Annotated in this window: 11 protein-coding genes; 3 read left to right on the forward strand and 8 right to left on the reverse strand. The window is 71.9% G+C overall.

The window, feature by feature from the left end; all coding sequences use genetic code 11:
• Positions 1 to 9: 9 nt before the first annotated feature.
• Together dop and arc are read right to left on the reverse strand one after the other, a co-directional pair.
• Entirely contained in the window at positions 10 to 1521 is a 1512-nt protein-coding gene (gene dop / locus FH715_RS13785; RefSeq protein WP_139644965.1) for a depupylase/deamidase Dop, read from the reverse strand.
• A gap of 185 nt (positions 1522 to 1706) precedes the next feature.
• The gene (arc, locus tag FH715_RS13790) at positions 1707 to 3491 is read right to left on the reverse strand and encodes a proteasome ATPase (RefSeq protein ID WP_425472712.1); all 1785 of its coding nucleotides are present in this window, start codon (positions 3489 to 3491) and stop codon (positions 1707 to 1709) included.
• A 258-nt stretch (positions 3492 to 3749) separates the two neighbouring features.
• Here arc and FH715_RS13795 point away from each other — a divergent pair, with 258 nt between their 5' ends.
• Complete coding sequence (locus tag FH715_RS13795; protein ID WP_139644969.1) at positions 3750 to 4076, forward strand: ferredoxin; 327 nt, start codon at positions 3750 to 3752, stop codon at positions 4074 to 4076.
• Between the two features lie 25 nt (positions 4077 to 4101).
• Here the strand turns inward: FH715_RS13795 and FH715_RS13800 are convergent, their stop codons facing one another.
• From FH715_RS13800 to FH715_RS13810, 3 genes are all read right to left on the reverse strand, one after another.
• The gene (locus FH715_RS13800; RefSeq protein WP_139644971.1) at positions 4102 to 4677 is read right to left on the reverse strand and encodes a hypothetical protein; all 576 of its coding nucleotides are present in this window, start codon (positions 4675 to 4677) and stop codon (positions 4102 to 4104) included.
• 256 nt (positions 4678 to 4933) lie between these two features.
• A complete protein-coding gene (locus FH715_RS13805) occupies positions 4934 to 5827 on the reverse strand; it encodes a tRNA (adenine-N1)-methyltransferase (protein ID WP_139644973.1) in 894 nt (297 codons plus the stop codon).
• 69 nt (positions 5828 to 5896) lie between these two features.
• On the reverse strand, positions 5897 to 7240 hold the full coding sequence (locus tag FH715_RS13810; protein ID WP_246108735.1) for a site-2 protease family protein: 1344 nt from the start codon (positions 7238 to 7240) through the stop codon (positions 5897 to 5899).
• A gap of 92 nt (positions 7241 to 7332) precedes the next feature.
• Between FH715_RS13810 and FH715_RS13815 the strand changes: the two genes are divergently transcribed.
• Together FH715_RS13815 and FH715_RS13820 are read left to right on the forward strand one after the other, a co-directional pair.
• Positions 7333 to 8355, forward strand: a complete 1023-nt coding sequence (locus tag FH715_RS13815) for a RecB family exonuclease (RefSeq protein WP_246108736.1) — start codon at positions 7333 to 7335, stop codon at positions 8353 to 8355.
• A gap of 60 nt (positions 8356 to 8415) precedes the next feature.
• Positions 8416 to 9084 (forward strand): response regulator, encoded by a 669-nt coding sequence (locus FH715_RS13820; RefSeq protein WP_097230094.1) that lies wholly within the window; start codon positions 8416 to 8418, stop codon positions 9082 to 9084.
• Between the two features lie 25 nt (positions 9085 to 9109).
• Here FH715_RS13820 and FH715_RS13825 read toward each other — a convergent pair whose 3' ends face one another.
• From FH715_RS13825 to metH, 3 genes are all read right to left on the reverse strand, one after another.
• Positions 9110 to 10702, reverse strand: coding sequence for an ABC transporter substrate-binding protein (locus FH715_RS13825; RefSeq protein WP_246108737.1), 1593 nt, complete (start codon positions 10700 to 10702; stop codon positions 9110 to 9112).
• A gap of 97 nt (positions 10703 to 10799) precedes the next feature.
• Positions 10800 to 11549: an HAD family hydrolase gene (locus FH715_RS13830; protein ID WP_139644977.1), complete on the reverse strand. Its 750-nt coding sequence runs from the start codon at positions 11547 to 11549 to the stop codon at positions 10800 to 10802.
• A 353-nt stretch (positions 11550 to 11902) separates the two neighbouring features.
• On the reverse strand, positions 11903 to 15412 hold the full coding sequence (gene metH, locus FH715_RS13835; protein WP_139644979.1) for a methionine synthase: 3510 nt from the start codon (positions 15410 to 15412) through the stop codon (positions 11903 to 11905).
• Between the last annotated feature and the right edge of the window lie 11 nt (positions 15413 to 15423).

The following is a 15423-nucleotide window of genomic DNA, read 5'->3' on the forward strand; positions in this document are numbered from 1 at the left end:
GGGCACCCCTCAGCCGCCGGACAGCGCCCTGACCAGATCCTCGGCGGTCTCCGAGCGTTCCAGCAGCCCCTCCACGTGCTCCCTGGTGCCCCGCAGCGGGTCCATGGTGGGCACCCGTTGGAGCGAGTCGCGGCCCGGCAGGTCGAAGATCACCGAGTCCCAGGAGGCGGCGGCCACGTGCTCCGCGTAACGGTCGAGGCAGCGCCCCCTGAAGTAGGCCCTGGTGTCCTCCGGCGGCTGCCGGCGGGCCTCGTCCACGGTCGCGTCGTCCAGCAGGGTCCTCATCCGGCCGCGTGCCACCAGCCGGTTGTACAGGCCCTTGGCCTGGCGGACGTCCGCGTACTGGAGGTCGACCAGATGCAGCCTGGCGTCCTCCCAGCCCACGCCGTCCCGGCGCCGGTAGCCCTCCATCAGCTCGCGCTTGGCGACCCAGTCCAGCTGGTTGGACAGGCTCATCGGGTCGCTCTCCAGCCGGGTCAGCACGTCCTCCCAGCGGGCCAGCACGTCGGTGGTCTGCGCGTCGGCGTCCGTGCCCCAGCGCTCCTCGACGTACTTGTGGGCCAGCTCGTAGAACTCCATCTGGAGCTGGACCGCCGTCAGCCGCCGACCGCTGCGCAGCGTCACCAGCTCCTTGAGCGACGGGTCGTGGCTGACCCGGTGGAGGGTGCGCACCGGCTGGTCGACGGCGAGGTCGACGGCGATGAAGCCGTCCTCGATCATCGATAGCACCAGCGCGGTGGTGCCCAGCTTGAGGTAGGTCGAGATCTCCGAGAGGTTGGCGTCGCCGATGATCACATGGAGCCTGCGATAGCGCTCGGCGTCGGCGTGCGGCTCGTCCCTGGTGTTGATGAGGGGCCGCTTGAGTGTGGTCTCCAGGCCGACCTCGACCTCGAAGTAGTCGGCGCGCTGGCTGATCTGGAAGCCGTGCTCGGAGCCGTCCTGCCCCAGCCCCACCCGCCCGGCGCCGCAGACCACCTGGCGGGAGACGAAGAACGGGGTGAGGTGCCGGACGATGTCGGAGAACGGGGTCTCCCGCTTCATCAGGTAGTTCTCGTGGGTGCCGTAGGAGGCGCCCTTGTTGTCCGTGTTGTTCTTGTAGAGCAGGATCGGCTGCGCGCCCGGCACCTCGCCGGCGCGCTCGGCCGCCTCGGCCATGATCCGCTCCCCCGCCTTGTCCCAGCGGACGGCGTCCAGCGGGTTGGTGGTCTCGGGGGCGCTGTACTCGGGGTGCGCGTGGTCGACGTAGAGCCGGGCGCCGTTGGTGAGGATGACGTTGGCCAGGCCGATGTCCTCGTCGGTCAGCTGGCTGGCGTCCGCGTTGTCCCTGGCCAGGTCGAAGCCCCTGGCGTCGCGGAGCGGGTTCTCCTCCTCGAAGTCCCAACGGGCTCTTCTGGCGCGGTGCATCGCCGCCGCGTAGGCGTTGACGACCTGGGAGGAGCTGAGCATGGCGTTGGCGTTGGGGTGGCCAGGGACGGAGACGCCGTACTCGGTCTCGATGCCCATCACTCGCCGTACGGTCATGCGGCCCTCCTTGCCTCGCGGCGCCCTGCGGCCCCGGTCGCTGGCTAGCAGCCTAGGCGACACGGGGTGCGGTGAGGAGATCACCGCGAGTCCTCGGGCGGTCCGGATACGCGTCCGGCTGCGGGCCACGCCTCGCGTGTCCCGCAGCCGGACGTCGTACGCTCGTTTGTCTGCTCTGCCGGGTCCTACAGGTACTGGCCCGTGTTGGCCACCGTGTCGATGGAGCGGCCGGTGTCGCCGCCCTGCTTGCCGGTGACCAGCGTGCGGATGAAGACGATCCGCTCGCCCTTCTTGCCGGAGATCCGGGCCCAGTCGTCGGGGTTGGTGGTGTTGGGCAGGTCCTCGTTCTCCTTGAACTCGTCCACACAGGCCGAGATCAGGTGGGAGACGCGGATGCCCTTCTGCTGGTGGTCGAGGAAGTCCTTGATCGCCATCTTCTTGGCCCGGTCCACGATGTTCTGGATCATGGCGCCGGAGTTGAAGTCCTTGAAGTACAGGACCTCCTTGTCACCGTTGGCGTAGGTGACCTCCAGGAAGCGGTTCTCCTCGGACTCCGCGTACATCTGCTCCACGACGGTCTGGATCATGCCGTCGATCGCGGCATCCGCGTTGCCGTGGTGCTCGCCGAGGTCGTCGTCGTGCAGCGGCAGGCGCGGCGTGAGGTACTTGGAGAAGATGTCGCGGGCGGCCTCGGCGTCGGGGCGCTCGATCTTGATCTTCACGTCGAGGCGTCCCGGGCGCAGGATCGCCGGGTCGATCATGTCCTCGCGGTTGGAGGCGCCGATGACGATGACGTTCTCCAGGCCCTCCACGCCGTCGATCTCGGAGAGCAGCTGGGGAACGATCGTGTTCTCCACGTCGGAGCTGACGCCGGAGCCACGGGTGCGGAAGAGGGAGTCCATCTCGTCGAAGAAGACGATGACGGGCGTGCCCTCGCTCGCCTTCTCCCTGGCCCGCTGGAAGACCAGGCGGATGTGGCGCTCGGTCTCGCCCACGTACTTGTTGAGCAGCTCGGGGCCCTTGATGTTGAGGAAGAAGCTCTTCCCCGCGGGCTTGCCGGTGACCTCGGCGACCTTCTTGGCGAGGGAGTTGGCGACCGCCTTGGCGATGAGCGTCTTGCCGCAGCCGGGCGGGCCGTAGAGCAGGACGCCCTTGGGCGGGCGCAGCTCGTGCTCGCGGAACAGGTCGGGGTAGAGGTAGGGCAGCTCGACCGCGTCCCTGATCAGCTCGATCTGGCCGCCGAGGCCGCCGATCCGGGTGTAGTCGATGTCCGGGACCTCTTCGAGGACCAGCTCCTCGACCTCGCTCTTGGGCACCACCTCGAAGACGTAGCCGGAGCGCGGCTCCAGCAGCAGCGCGTCTCCGGCCCTCAGGGTGGAGGCCATCAGCGGCTCGGCGAGCTTGACCACGCGCTCCTCGTCGGTGTGGCCGACCACGAGGGCGCGCTCGCCGTCCTCCAGGACCTCCTTCAGGGTGACGATGTCCCCCGCGTTCTCGAAGTCCATCGCCGAGACGATGTTCAGCGCCTCGTTGAGCATGACCTCCTGGCCACGCCGCAGGTCGGCGGCTTCGAGTCCGGGGCTGACATTGACCCTGAGCTTCCGGCCGCCGGTGAAGATGTCGGCGGTGCCGTCCTCGGTGGCTTCGAGGAAGACGCCGAAGCCGGAGGGCGGCTGGGCGAGCCTGTCTACCTCTTCCTTGAGCGCGACGATCTGGTCACGGGCCTCCCGAAGAGTGCTTGAGAGCCGCTCGTTCTGCGCCGACACGCCGGCCAGGTTCGTCTGGAGCTCGACGATCCGCTCTTCGAGAACCCGCGTGTGCCGCGGCGAATCGGCCAGCTTGCGGCGCAGGACGGTGATCTCCTGCTCAAGGTCGGCGATCTGGCGGGTCTGGTCGTCGGAACCTCGCCCGGACCGGATGCCGCGGTTGCTGTCGTCGTTCTGGGATACCACGGTCCTCACCTCCTCCAAGGGGAGCTGGACGCTTCCAGACCCTACCTGGACCGGTGCAGTTCGAAACCCCTAGATCACAAAGACGGTCGGGGCGTGTCCGATCTTCACCCTTGCGCACTCCCTCACGCGAGGGGATACCCACCCGACGCCCTCAGGAAGCGGCCGGTTGTATCGTCGGTGGTGGTCAACAGCCGTCGGGGACAGCTTCTTTTGCTGCCTCGCCCACGAAGATCCGATTCCCATGCCCCAGGACGGGGCCCGAGGAGCGACAGCCGGATGAGCACGCGGAACGAGACCCCCGCAGGGGCGGCGAGCGACGAGCTGGAGGTCTGGATCGACCAGGACCTGTGCACCGGGGACGGTATCTGTGCCCAGTACGCGCCCGAGGTGTTCGAGCTGGACATCGACGGGCTCGCCTATGTGAAGCCGCCGACCGAGCCGGGCACGGAGGCCGAGTTGCTGACGGAGCCGGGGGCCAGGGCGCCCGTTCCGCTGCCGCTGCTGCGCGAGGTGTCGGACTCGGTGAAGGACTGCCCGGGGGCGTGCATCCATGTGCGTCGCGTCTCGGACGGCGTCGAGGTACTGGGCCCCGACGCCGACTGAGGCGCCCGCCGCTGGTCCTCCGGGATCAGACGCTGTTCGGGGCGCGCTCGGCGGTGAGTTCGAGGCCGCCGTCGCGCCACTCCCAGCGCACGTCGCGCATCATGTCGGGGCAGCAGCGCGGGATGTCCGTGGAGGAGTAGCCGACCAGCCGGGCGGAGAAGCCGGTGCCCTCGGCGCGCAGCCGGTCGACGGTCATCTGTTCCGACGGCTCGACCAGGGTGGCCGTGACCTCGGGCGGCGCCTCGCTGCCCGCGCCGTGGGTGAGCAGGTACATGCCGTTGGGCGGGGTGCCGAGACCGGCGTCGCAGCGGACCACCGCGACCGTCTCGCCCTGGCCGTCGGAGTCGAGGTCCACCTCCGCCTGGTCAGTGACCAGCACGTCGAACGGGCCGCAGTCCACCGGGTAGTCGGCGATCGTCGCGTCGGGGCCGGCGGTGAGGACGGGCCCCGAGGTGGCGCCGGCGCCGGTCGGCTGGACGAGGGCCGCGGCGCCGGTGACGGCGGCGACGCCGACGGCGGTGACCAGCCAGTGCCGGGGGCGGGCGTGGGTGTGCGGGGGGCCTTCGGTGCGCGGGGGGTGGGGCGCTGCCGATTGCTGCACGCTGGGGTTCTCCTGGGGCGGGAGTGCGGCGTGCCACGTCGCGGGCCCCTGGTGGGGCGTGCCGTGGCGGGACGGGATGGCCGGCTGACGCGCCGGCAGACCGGCATCGTGCCATATCTCACATCGCCGGGGAACGGCGGGGGGCGGTTGGTCCCGCACCCCTCACCGTTCCCACCCGTTTCCTCGCCGCTCCCGCCCCTCGTGGTCAAGGGCCGGGCGGGCGGCGGGAGTTCGGGAGGTGGCCTCGGGAGGGGCCTCAGGAGGCGGCTGAACCAGGGCCCGAGTAGTCGGAGCCGTAGGCGCCGGGGGCCGGGCGGCGGCGGCGCAGCGGCGGGGTGACCCCGTCGGCGAGGCGGCGCGCGGTCAGCAGGAAGCCGGTGTGCCCGATCATCCGGTGGTCCGGACGGACGGCCAGGCCCTCGACGTGCCAGGTGCGGACCATGGTCTCCCAGGCGGTCGGCTCGTTGAAGCTGCCGTGCTCCCTGAGGGTCTCGACGGTGCGCGCGAGCTGGGTCGTGGTGGCCACGTAGGCGCAGAGGATGCCGCCGGGGACCAGAGCCTTGGCGACGGGGTCCAGGCACTCCCAGGGAGCGAGCATGTCCAGGATGACCCGGTCGACGTCGGTGTCCGAGAGGTTGTCCTGGAGGTCGCCGACCGTCAGCTCCCAGGCGGGGTGCGGGCTTCCGAAGTAACGGGTGACGTTCTCCCTGGCGATGTCCGCGAAGTCGGCGCGGCGCTCGTAGGAGTGCAGCATCCCCTGGTCGCCGATGGCGCGCAGCAGGAACGTGGAGAGCGACCCCGAGCCCACGCCGGCCTCCACCACCCGGGCGCCGGGGAAGATGTCGGCCATGGCCAGGATCTGCCCCGCGTCCTTCGGGTAGACCACCGCGGCTCCGCGTGGCATGGACAGGACGTAGTCGGGGAGCAGAGGGCGCAGCGCCAGATAGGCGACGTTTCCCGTGGTGCGGACCACCGTCCCCTCGGGGGCGCCGATCAGCTCGTCGTGGGGGAAGGCTCCCTTGTGGGTGTGGAAGCTCTTTCCCGCCTCAAGCGTGAACGTGTAGTGGCGGCCCTTGGGGTCGGTCAGCTGTACCTGGTCCCCGACCTCGAAGGGCCCGCGACGGCGGGCGGCACCGGTCGGTTCGGACATGGCGGCAAGACTAGTCCAGACGGGGAGCCGGTCCGTAATCGAGGCGTGCGAGGGCCGGTCGCGCGGGCGTCAGCTCACGGGGGCGGGCTCGCCCCGTTCCATGGCGGCGAGGACCCGGTCGACGTCGCGGGCGGAGAGCACGCCGCAGGTCGCGCCGTCCTCGTCGACGACCAGGTACTCGCTGGCCGGGGTGGCGTCGAGGTGCTCCAGCAGCCGTTCGCCGGCGAGGTCGGCGGGGACACGCATCCCCTCGGTCAGCTCCTCGGCGACGGCGATGACCGGCACCCAGGGCCGGCGTTCCTCGGCGACGGTGGCGACGGCCGCCTCGCGGACCAGGGCGAGCGGGGTGCCGTCGTCGTCTTCGACCAGCAGGGCGTTGGCGCCGACCTCGTTGGCCCGGCGCAGCGCCTCGGCCAGAGAGGTCTCGGCGGCGACGGGGACCGCGCGGCGCAGCAGGGAGCGGGCCGTCAGCGCCGGCAGCCCGGCCTCGCGGCGGGCGATCCGCAGGCTGCGCCCGGCGGAGAGCCAGATGACGGCGGCCAGCACGGCGGCCAGCAGCGCGTCGAGCAGCGGCTGGAGGCCGCCGAACGCGGCGCGGTCGCCCATCAGCAGATAGGTCGCGGTGGGGAAGCCGACGAGCACCAGCAGCGCCAGCGCCCGGCCGGCCCAGACGGTGATGACGGTGGCCCGCAGTATGTCTCCGGTGCGCCACCACAGGGCGGCGCGCAGCATCCGGCCGCCGTCCAGGGGCAGTCCCGGGAGCAGGTTGAACGCGGCGACGATCAGGTTGGAGATCATCAGCGCGGCGATCAGCACGCCGGGCACGGTGCCGGGCTCGACGAGAAGCAGCCCGAGCGCGAAGACCCCGCCGAGCAGCAGCGAGAGCAGCGGGCCGGCGCCGACGACGGCCAGGTCCCTGGCGGGGGTCGCCGAGCGGTCGTCGATCTCGGAGGCTCCGCCGACGAACTGGATCTGCACGCGGTGGACGGGCAGGCCGAGGCGGAGCGCGACATAGGTGTGGGCCAACTCGTGGACCAGCACGGAGCCGTAGAACGCGACGGCGAAGAAGAGCGCCACCGCGTAGCGGGCGGCGCCGAGTTCGGGCAGCACCCGGTCGAGCTGGTGGCCGAAGAGCAGGGTGATCAGGGCCGCGACCAGGAACCAGCTGGGGGTCACCAGAACGGGCACGCCCCGCACGCGGCCCATCAGCAGCGCGCCGCGGGGGCGGCCGGGGTCGCGGGGCCGGTCCTCCCCGTTCTCCCGGCTCACCGGCGGTCCGTGGGGCGCGCGTTCGGCCGGGGTGTCGGGGGCGGCGGCGTGCTCCGGGCGTGTCGGTGTCTCCGGGCGCTCCGGCTCTCCGGGCCGCCCCGGCTCGTCCGGCTCGGGTGACCGGTCGGTCGTGGTCTTCGCCACCTGCTCCCCTCGGGCCTCGCGGCCACGCGTGGCCGCCGCGTGGAGACGATGGTATGGGCTGGCTGTCAGTGACGCGCCGTAGGGTTCGGTGCATGAGTCGCTCCACCGCCGCGCCGCCGCGTTCCCTGTCTCCTTCCCGGGCCGCCGACTTTCAACAGTGCCCGCTGCTCTACCGGTTCCGCGTCATCGACAAGCTGCCCGAGGAGCCGAGCGAGGCGGCGACGCGGGGCACCGTGGTGCACGCGGTGCTGGAGCGGCTCTTCGACGCGCCGGCGGCGGAGCGCAGCGTGCCGAGGGCGCGGGCGCTGGTGGGGCCGGAGTGGCGGCGGTTGCTGGCGAAGCGGCCGGAGCTGGCGCGGCTCTTCGGGGCCGGCGGGGGCGCCGGGGAGGAGCGGGAGCCGGCTGACGCGCCGTCATCCGCGGACGGGGGCGGGGACGACGGGGGCGACGGGGGCGACGGGGGCGAGCTGGACGCCGAGCGGCTGGCCGCGTTCCTGGCCGAGGCGGAGCGGCTGGTGGAGCGGTGGTTCACGTTGGAGGACCCGACGCGTCTTGAGCCGGCCGAGCGGGAGTTGTGGGTCGAGACGACGCTGGAGACGGGGCTGCGGCTGCGCGGGGTCATCGACCGGGTGGACGTGGCGCCCGGCGGGGACATCCGGATCGTCGACTACAAGACGGGCAAGGCGCCCCGGCCGGAGTTCGCCTCGGGGGCGCTCTTCCAGATGAGGTTCTACGCGCTGGTGCTGTGGCGGCTGCGCGGAGTGGTGCCGCGTCGGCTCCAGTTGGTCTATCTGGGCAGCGGCGAGGTGGTGACGTACGACCCGGACGAGTCGGATCTGCGTGGCGTCGAGCGGAAGGTGCTGGCGCTGTGGGACGCGATCCAGCGGGCGACGGAGTCGGGCGACTGGCGGCCCCGCCGGGGGAAGCTGTGCTCCTGGTGCGACCACCAGGCGCGCTGCCCGGAGTTCGGCGGCACTCCCCCGCCGTACCCGTTGGACATCCAGACGGCGCTGCCGCTGCCGGCGCAGCCGTCCGGTGAAGAGCGCGGGGAGGGCGGGGAGTTGGCGCGCGAGGGCGCCCGGGCGCCGGTGGCGCGGTCGGGTGAGCCAGAATGATCGTGGATCTCGGCCGCAGTCCAGCCGGCGCGGCCGTCTCCCCGACCGAAGGGCGCTTCGATGCCGATCCGCGTTCTGCTGGTGGACGACCAGCCCCTGCTGCGCACCGGTTTCCGGATGATCCTGGAGGCCGAGCCCGATCTGGCCGTGGTGGGCGAGGCGGGTGACGGCGTCCAGGCGCTGGAGCAGGTGCGGGCGCTCCAGCCCGACGTGGTGCTGATGGACATCCGGATGCCGAGGATGGACGGGGTGGAGGCCACCCGGCAGATCACCGGGACGGTCAAGGACGGCCCGGTGAAGGTGCTGGTCCTGACCACCTTCGATCTGGACGAGTACGTGGTGGAGGCGCTGCGCGCCGGGTCCAGCGGCTTTCTGTTGAAGGACGCGCCGGCCGCCGAGCTGGTGCAGGCGATCCGGGTGGTCGCCGGCGGCGAGGCGATGCTGGCGCCGAGTGTCACCCGTCGGCTGCTGGACATGTACGCCTCCAAGCTGCCCTCGGGCGAGGAGCCGGTCCCCGACGCGCTGGGGACGCTCACCGAGCGGGAGGTGGAGGTGCTGAAGCTGGTGGCGCGCGGCCTGTCCAACGCGGAGATCGCCGCCGACCTCTTCGTCAGCGAGACGACGGTGAAGACCCACGTCGGCCATGTGCTCACCAAGCTGGAGCTGCGGGACCGGGTGCAGGCCGCGGTCTTCGCCTACGAGAGCGGGCTGGTGCGCCCCGGCAGTTGAGCCGGCGGCCGGGCGGGGCCCCGGGTCAGGCCTCGGACAGCTCCAGCTCCCAGAAGCGGAAGACGGTGGAGGGGTCGAGCGTCCACTGGAGCCCGTTGATCCGTTCGTCGGCGACCGCGTACTGGCGGCCCTGCCAGAGCGGGATCAGCGGGACCTCGTCGGCGACGATGTCCTGCACCTCCTCGAAGGCGGGCACGGAGTCGGCGCGGGCGGCCTCCTGGCGGGTGGCGGGCAGCAGCTCGCCGGTGATCCGCTCCGAGGTGTAGCCGTTGGCCAGCACGTTGTCGGCGCCGAAGAACGGGTCGGTGAAGTTCTCCGGGTCGGGGAAGTCGGGGACCCAGCCCCGGACGAACGCGCCGTACTCGCCGTCGGCGACGCCCTCGGCGAACTCCTCGGCCGGCACGCTCTCCACCGTCGCCTCGAAGAGCCCGCTGTCGTTGAGCTGGTCCGCCAGGTACTCGAACGCGGCGACGGTGTCCGGGCCGAAGCGGACCGGGGTGGCCCAGAGCGTCAGCTCGACGGGCTCGGTGACGCCGGCCTCCCGAAGGGTCCGCGCGGCGGCCTCGGGGTCCCCGGTGGCGCCGTACCGGTCGAAGAACGCGGTGTTGTGGCCGGTGATCCCGGCCGGCACCACCGAGTACAGCGGCTCGGCGGTGCGCTGGTAGACGTCGCGCACCAGCGCCTCGCGGTCGACCAGCTGGGCGATCGCGCGGCGCACCGCCGGGTCGCCGGTGACGGGGTCGTCGAGGTGGAAGACCAGGTACTGCGCCTCGGCGCTGGTGCCGTCGACGACCTTCAGGTCGCCCGTGCCGCTGCGGTCCTCGGTCTCCAGTCCCGCGATGTCGCCGGAGGCCAGCCCGCGGTAGGCGACGTCCACGTCGCCGCCGCGCACCGCCTCGCCGAGCGCCTCCTGGTCGCCGTGGAAGAGCCGCATGGTGACGCCGGAGTTCTTCGCCTCGGCGGGGCCGTGGTAGTCGTCGTTGACCTCGAAGACCACCTCGTCCTCGCCGTAGCCGGCGAGCGTGTACACGCCCGAGCCGACGGCCTGGCCGTCGGTGCGCAGCCGGTCGGAAGGGTACTCGCGGTGGTCGACGAGGGAGCCGGCGCCGGAGGCGATCTTCTGCGGGAAGGTGGCGTCCGGCTCGTTGAGGTGGAAGGTGACGGTCCTGTCGTCCGGGGTCTCGACGCGGTCGATCGTGGAGAGCATCACCGCGGGCCCGTCGGGGTCGTCGATCCGCAGCGTGCGGTCGAAGGAGAACTTGACGTCCTTCGAGGTCAGCGCGTTGCCGTTGCTGAACGTCAGCCCGTCCCTGAGCGTGCAGGTGTAGCGCTGGCTGGCCCGGTCGGTGAAGCCGCACTCCTCGGCGGCCTCGGGCTGCGGCTCGGTGCCGCCGGGCGGGAAGCTGAGCAGTGACTGGAAGACGTTGTTGAAGACCAGCCAGGATCCGGGGTCGTAGCCGGAGGCGGGGTCGACGGAGAGCACCTCGTCGCTCATGCCGACGGTGATGGCCTCACCGTCGCCCGCGCCGTCGTCCTCGGTCAGTCCACAGCCGGCCAGCAGGGCCACGGCCAGTGAGAGGGCGAGTGTGGGGCGCGCCCTCCCCAAGCGGGTCTTCACGGTGTCGGTCCTTCGGTCGCTTCACGGTCCTCGTCGACGAGCAATCGACCCTAGTTCGGCGCGGAACGCCCACGACACCGCGCACGAGTGAGATGGGTCACGCCCTTTTTCCGGCCAGATCGTCCTCGGCGCCGGGCTCGGGTGCCTCGGCGGGGCCGCTGACCAGGCCGCGCAGGAACGCGAGGTCGACCGTCTCCAGGGAGTCGACGACGGTCCGGCCGGCGGCCGGCGGGATCGGAGCGACCGAGGGCACGGCCAGCACCCGGCAGCCGGCGGCCTCGGCCGAGGCGACTCCGGTGGCGGTGTCCTCGACGGCCACGCAGCGCGCGGGCTCGGCGCCCAGCCGCAGCGCGGCGGTGAGATACGGGTCGGGGTGCGGCTTGGTGCGCGCCAGCTCGTCGCCGGCGACGGTGGTGGCGAAGAACTCCGTGCCGAGCGAGCGCAGCGTCCGGTCGATGACCTCGCGGTGCGACGCGGAGACCAGGGCGGTGGGCACCCGGTGGGCGGCCAGCTCCGTCAGCAGCCGGCGGGCGCCCGGCATCAGCGGGACGCCCCGGTCCAGGCGCCGCAGAAACGCCGAGTTGAGCAGGTCGCGCACCTCGTCGAGCGTGATGTCGGCGCCGGTCACCTCGATCAGATAGCCGGCGGAGCGGGTCATCGGGCCGCCGACGACCACCTCCCGGTGCTCCTCGTCGAGGACGTGGCCCAGCGCGCCGAAGACCTCGACCTCGGCGTCCCACCAGAAGTCCTCGGTGTCGACCAGGGTGCCGTCCATGTCCAGCAGCACCGCGCCCGGCAGCGACCCGAGGGGCCGCCGTGCGTCGAGGGCGGGAGTGGAACTCGTCATCCGCGTGCACCTCCGTGGGGAGAGAACTGGCCGGCCGCCCGCGAGGGGCAACCGGCCAGTACCGGACCGATCATTCTACGTCGGAGGCGGGAACGGCTCCGAGCCGAACGGCCGACCTCACCCGGTCGGCCTAGGCCGTCTCGTTTGGATCTTCGCGGGGGCGCGACGCCAGCTACGGCACCTCGCTGCGTTGCCGAATCGCGCGAATACGACCAAGTATGAGCTGCGATCCGGTGCCTTGCGATGCACCGCATCTGACGCCGCGCCCTGATCCACGGAGATCCAAACGAGACGACCTAGTGACCGGTCGGTGTCGGTCGGCTTTACGGACGAGACGGTCGGAGAACGGGCACTCAGCGGGCGTTGAAGTAGTTGGCCTCGGGGTGGTGGACGACGAGCGCGTCGGTCGACTGCTCCGGGTCGAGCTGGAACTCCTCGGAGAGGGTCACCCCGATCCGCTCGGACTCCAGCAGCTCGGCGATCTTGGCGCGGTCCTCCAGGTCGGGACAGGCGGGGTAGCCCAGCGAGTAGCGGCAGCCCTGGTACTCGGTGCGGAACATCCCGGACAGCTCGACCGGGTCGGCCCCGGCCACGCCCAGCTCGGCGCGGACCCGCGCGTGCCAGTACTCGGCCAGCGCCTCGGCCAACTGCACGGACAGGCCGTGGAGTTCCAGGTAGTCGCGGTAGGCGTCCGCGGCGAACAGCTCGGCGGTCGCCTCGCTGACCCGGGGCCCGATGGTGACGGTCTGGAGCGCGACGACATCGCGCTCCCCGCTCTCGGCCGGGCGGAAGAAGTCGGCCAGGCACAGCCGCCTCCCCCGGCGCTGCCTGGGGAAGGTGAAGCGGGTGCGCTCGCCGCCGTTCTCGTCGAGGATCACCAGGTCGTCGCCCTCGGCGTGGCAGGGGAAGTAGCCGTAGACCACGGCGGCCTGGAGGAGGTTGTCCGTGTGCAGCCGGTCCAGCCAGCCGCGCAGCCGGGGGCGGCCCTCGGTCTCCACCAGCTCGGTGTAGTCCGGCCCGTCGTCGCCGCGGCCGGCCTTCAGCCCCCACTGGCCCTTGAAGAGCGCGTCCTCGTCCAGCCACTCGGCGTAGTCCTTGAGCGGGATGCCCTTGACCACCCGGGTACCGAGGAACGGCGGGGTCGGCAGCGGCACGTCGGTCGCCGTGGCGGAGCGCGCCGGCCCGTCGTCCGGCTCGGCGAGCACGGGCGTCTCGCGGCGGGCGACCCTGCGCTCCTTGCGCGCGGGCAGCACCGCGCCGGGAACGCCGCGCTTGACGGCGACCAGCGCGTCCATCAGCCGCAGTCCCTCGAAGGCGTCCCTGGCGTAGCGGACCTCCCCCTCGTACACCTCGTGGAGGTCCTGCTCGACGTAGGCGCGGGTCAGTGCGGCGCCGCCGAGGATCACGGGGTAGCCGGCGGCCATGCCGCGCCGGTTCAGCTCCTCCAGGTTCTCCTTCATCACCACCGTGGACTTCACCAGCAGCCCCGACATCCCGATCACGTCGGCCCTGTGCTCCTCGGCGGCGTCCAGGATCGCGGAGACGGGCTGCTTGATGCCGAGGTTGACCACCTGGTAGCCGTTGTTGGTCAGGATGATGTCCACGAGGTTCTTGCCGATGTCGTGGACGTCGCCGCGGACGGTGGCCAGCACGATGGTGCCCTTGCCCTCGTCGCTGGAGCGCTCCATGTGGGGCTCCAGGTAGGCGACCGCGTTCTTCATCACCTCGGCGGACTGGAGCACGAACGGCAGCTGCATCTGGCCGGAGCCGAACAGCTCGCCGACGACCTTCATGCCCTCCAGCAGCGTCTCGTTGACGATCTCCAGCGCGGGGCGCTCGGCGAGGGCCGCGTCCAGGTCAGCCTCCAGGCCGTTGCGTTCGCCGTCGATGATCCGGCGGCGCAGCCGCTCCTCCAGCGGGAGGGCGGCCAGCTCGTCGGCCTTGCCCGCCCTCATGGACTTGGTGTCCACCCCCTCGAAGAGGGTGAGGAAGCGCTGGAGCGGGTCGTAGCCCTCGCGCCTGCGGTCGTAGATCATGTCGCGCGCGACCTCAACCTGTTCCTCGTCGATCCTGGCGATCGGGAGGATCTTGGCGGCGTGCACGATCGCCGAGTCCAGGCCGGCCTTCACGCACTCGTCGAGGAAGACGGAGTTGAGCACCAGCCGGGCGGCCGGGTTGAGGCCGAAGCTGATGTTGGACAGGCCGAGGGTGGTGCCGACCTCGGGGTGGCGGCGCTTCAGCTCCCGGATGGCCTCGATGGTGTTGACGCCGTCCTTGCGGGACTCCTCCTGCCCGGTGCAGATGGTGAACGTCAGGAAGTCGATGAGGATGTCGGAGGGCTGGAAGCCCCAGTTGCCCGTGAGGTCGGCGATCAGCCGCTCGGCGACGGCCAGCTTGTGCTCGGGGGTGCGGGCCTGGCCCTCCTCGTCGATGGTCAGCGCCATCAGGGCGGCGCCGTGCTCGGCGGCCAGCCGGGCGACGCGGCCGAAGCGCGAGTCGGGGGCGTCGCCGTCCTCGTAGTTGACCGAGTTGATGACCGCGCGGCCACCGAGGTGTTCGAGCCCGGCCTCCAGCACGGCGGGCTCGGTGGAGTCGAGCACGATCGGCAGCGTCGAGGCGGTCGCCAGCCGGCCGGCCACCTCCCGCATGTCGGCGGCGCCGTCCCTGCCGACGTAGTCCACGCAGAGGTCCAGCAGGTGGGCGCCCTCGCGGATCTGCTCGCGCGCCAGCTCCACGCAGTCCTCCCAGCGGCCGTCGAGCATGGCCTGGCGGAACTTCTTGGAGCCGTTGGCGTTGGTCCGCTCGCCGATCGCCAGGTACGCGGTGTCCTGACGGAACGGCACGGTCTGGTAGAGGGAGGAGGCGCCCGGCTCGGGGCGCGGCTCGCGCGTCGGCGGGGTGGTGCCGCGCACCCGGTCCACGACCCGGCGCAGGTGCTCGGGCGTGGTGCCGCAGCAGCCGCCGACCAGGGAGAGGCCGAACTCGGCGACGAACTCCTCGTGCGCGTCGGCCAGTTGGTCGGGAGTCAACGGGTAGTGCGCGCCGTCCTTGCCGAGCACGGGGAGGCCGGCGTTGGGCATGCACGACAGCGGCAGCCGGCTGTGCCGGGCGAGGTGGCGCAGGTGCTCGCTCATCTCGGCCGGTCCCGTGGCGCAGTTGAGGCCGATCATGTCGATGCCCAGCGGCTCCAGCGCGGTGAGCGCGGCGCCGATCTCGGAGCCGAGGAGCATGGTGCCGGTGGTCTCGACGGTCACCTGGACCAGCAGCGGCAGGTCGACGCCGAGCGCCGTCAGGGCGCGCCGGGCGCCGAGGGTGGCGGCCTTGGTCTGGAGCAGGTCCTGGCTGGTCTCCACCAGCAGCGCGTCGGCGCCGCCGGCGATCAGGCCCTCGGCGTTCTGCTGGTAGGCGTCGCGCAGCGGCCGGTAGGTGGTGTGGCCGAGCGAGGGGAGCTTGGTGCCGGGGCCCATCGAGCCGAGCACCCAGCGCGGCTGCCCGTCCCGCGCGCCGAACTCGTCGGCGACCTCCCTGGCGACCCGGGCGCCGGCCTCGGAGAGCTCGTGGACCCGCTCGGGGATGTCGTACTCGCCGAGGGCGGCGAGGTTGGCGCCGAAGGTGTTGGTCTCCACGCAGTCGATGCCGGTGGCCAGGTACTCGCGGTGCACGTTGGCGACGATGTCGGGGCGCGTGACGTTCAGGACCTCGTTGCACCCCTCCAGCTGCTGGAAGTCCTCCATCGAGGGGTCCTGGGCCTGGAGCATCGTGCCCATCCCGCCGTCCGCGACGACGACGCGGGCGGCGAGCGCGTCCCGCAGGGCCTGGGCGCGCTGCGCCTGGTCGGTGGTGGGCAGGCTGGCAAGTGCCATGGGCTTCTCTC

It is taken from the genome of Streptomyces sedi (assembly GCF_006335015.1).
Classification (GTDB): domain Bacteria; phylum Actinomycetota; class Actinomycetes; order Streptomycetales; family Streptomycetaceae; genus Streptomyces; species Streptomyces sedi.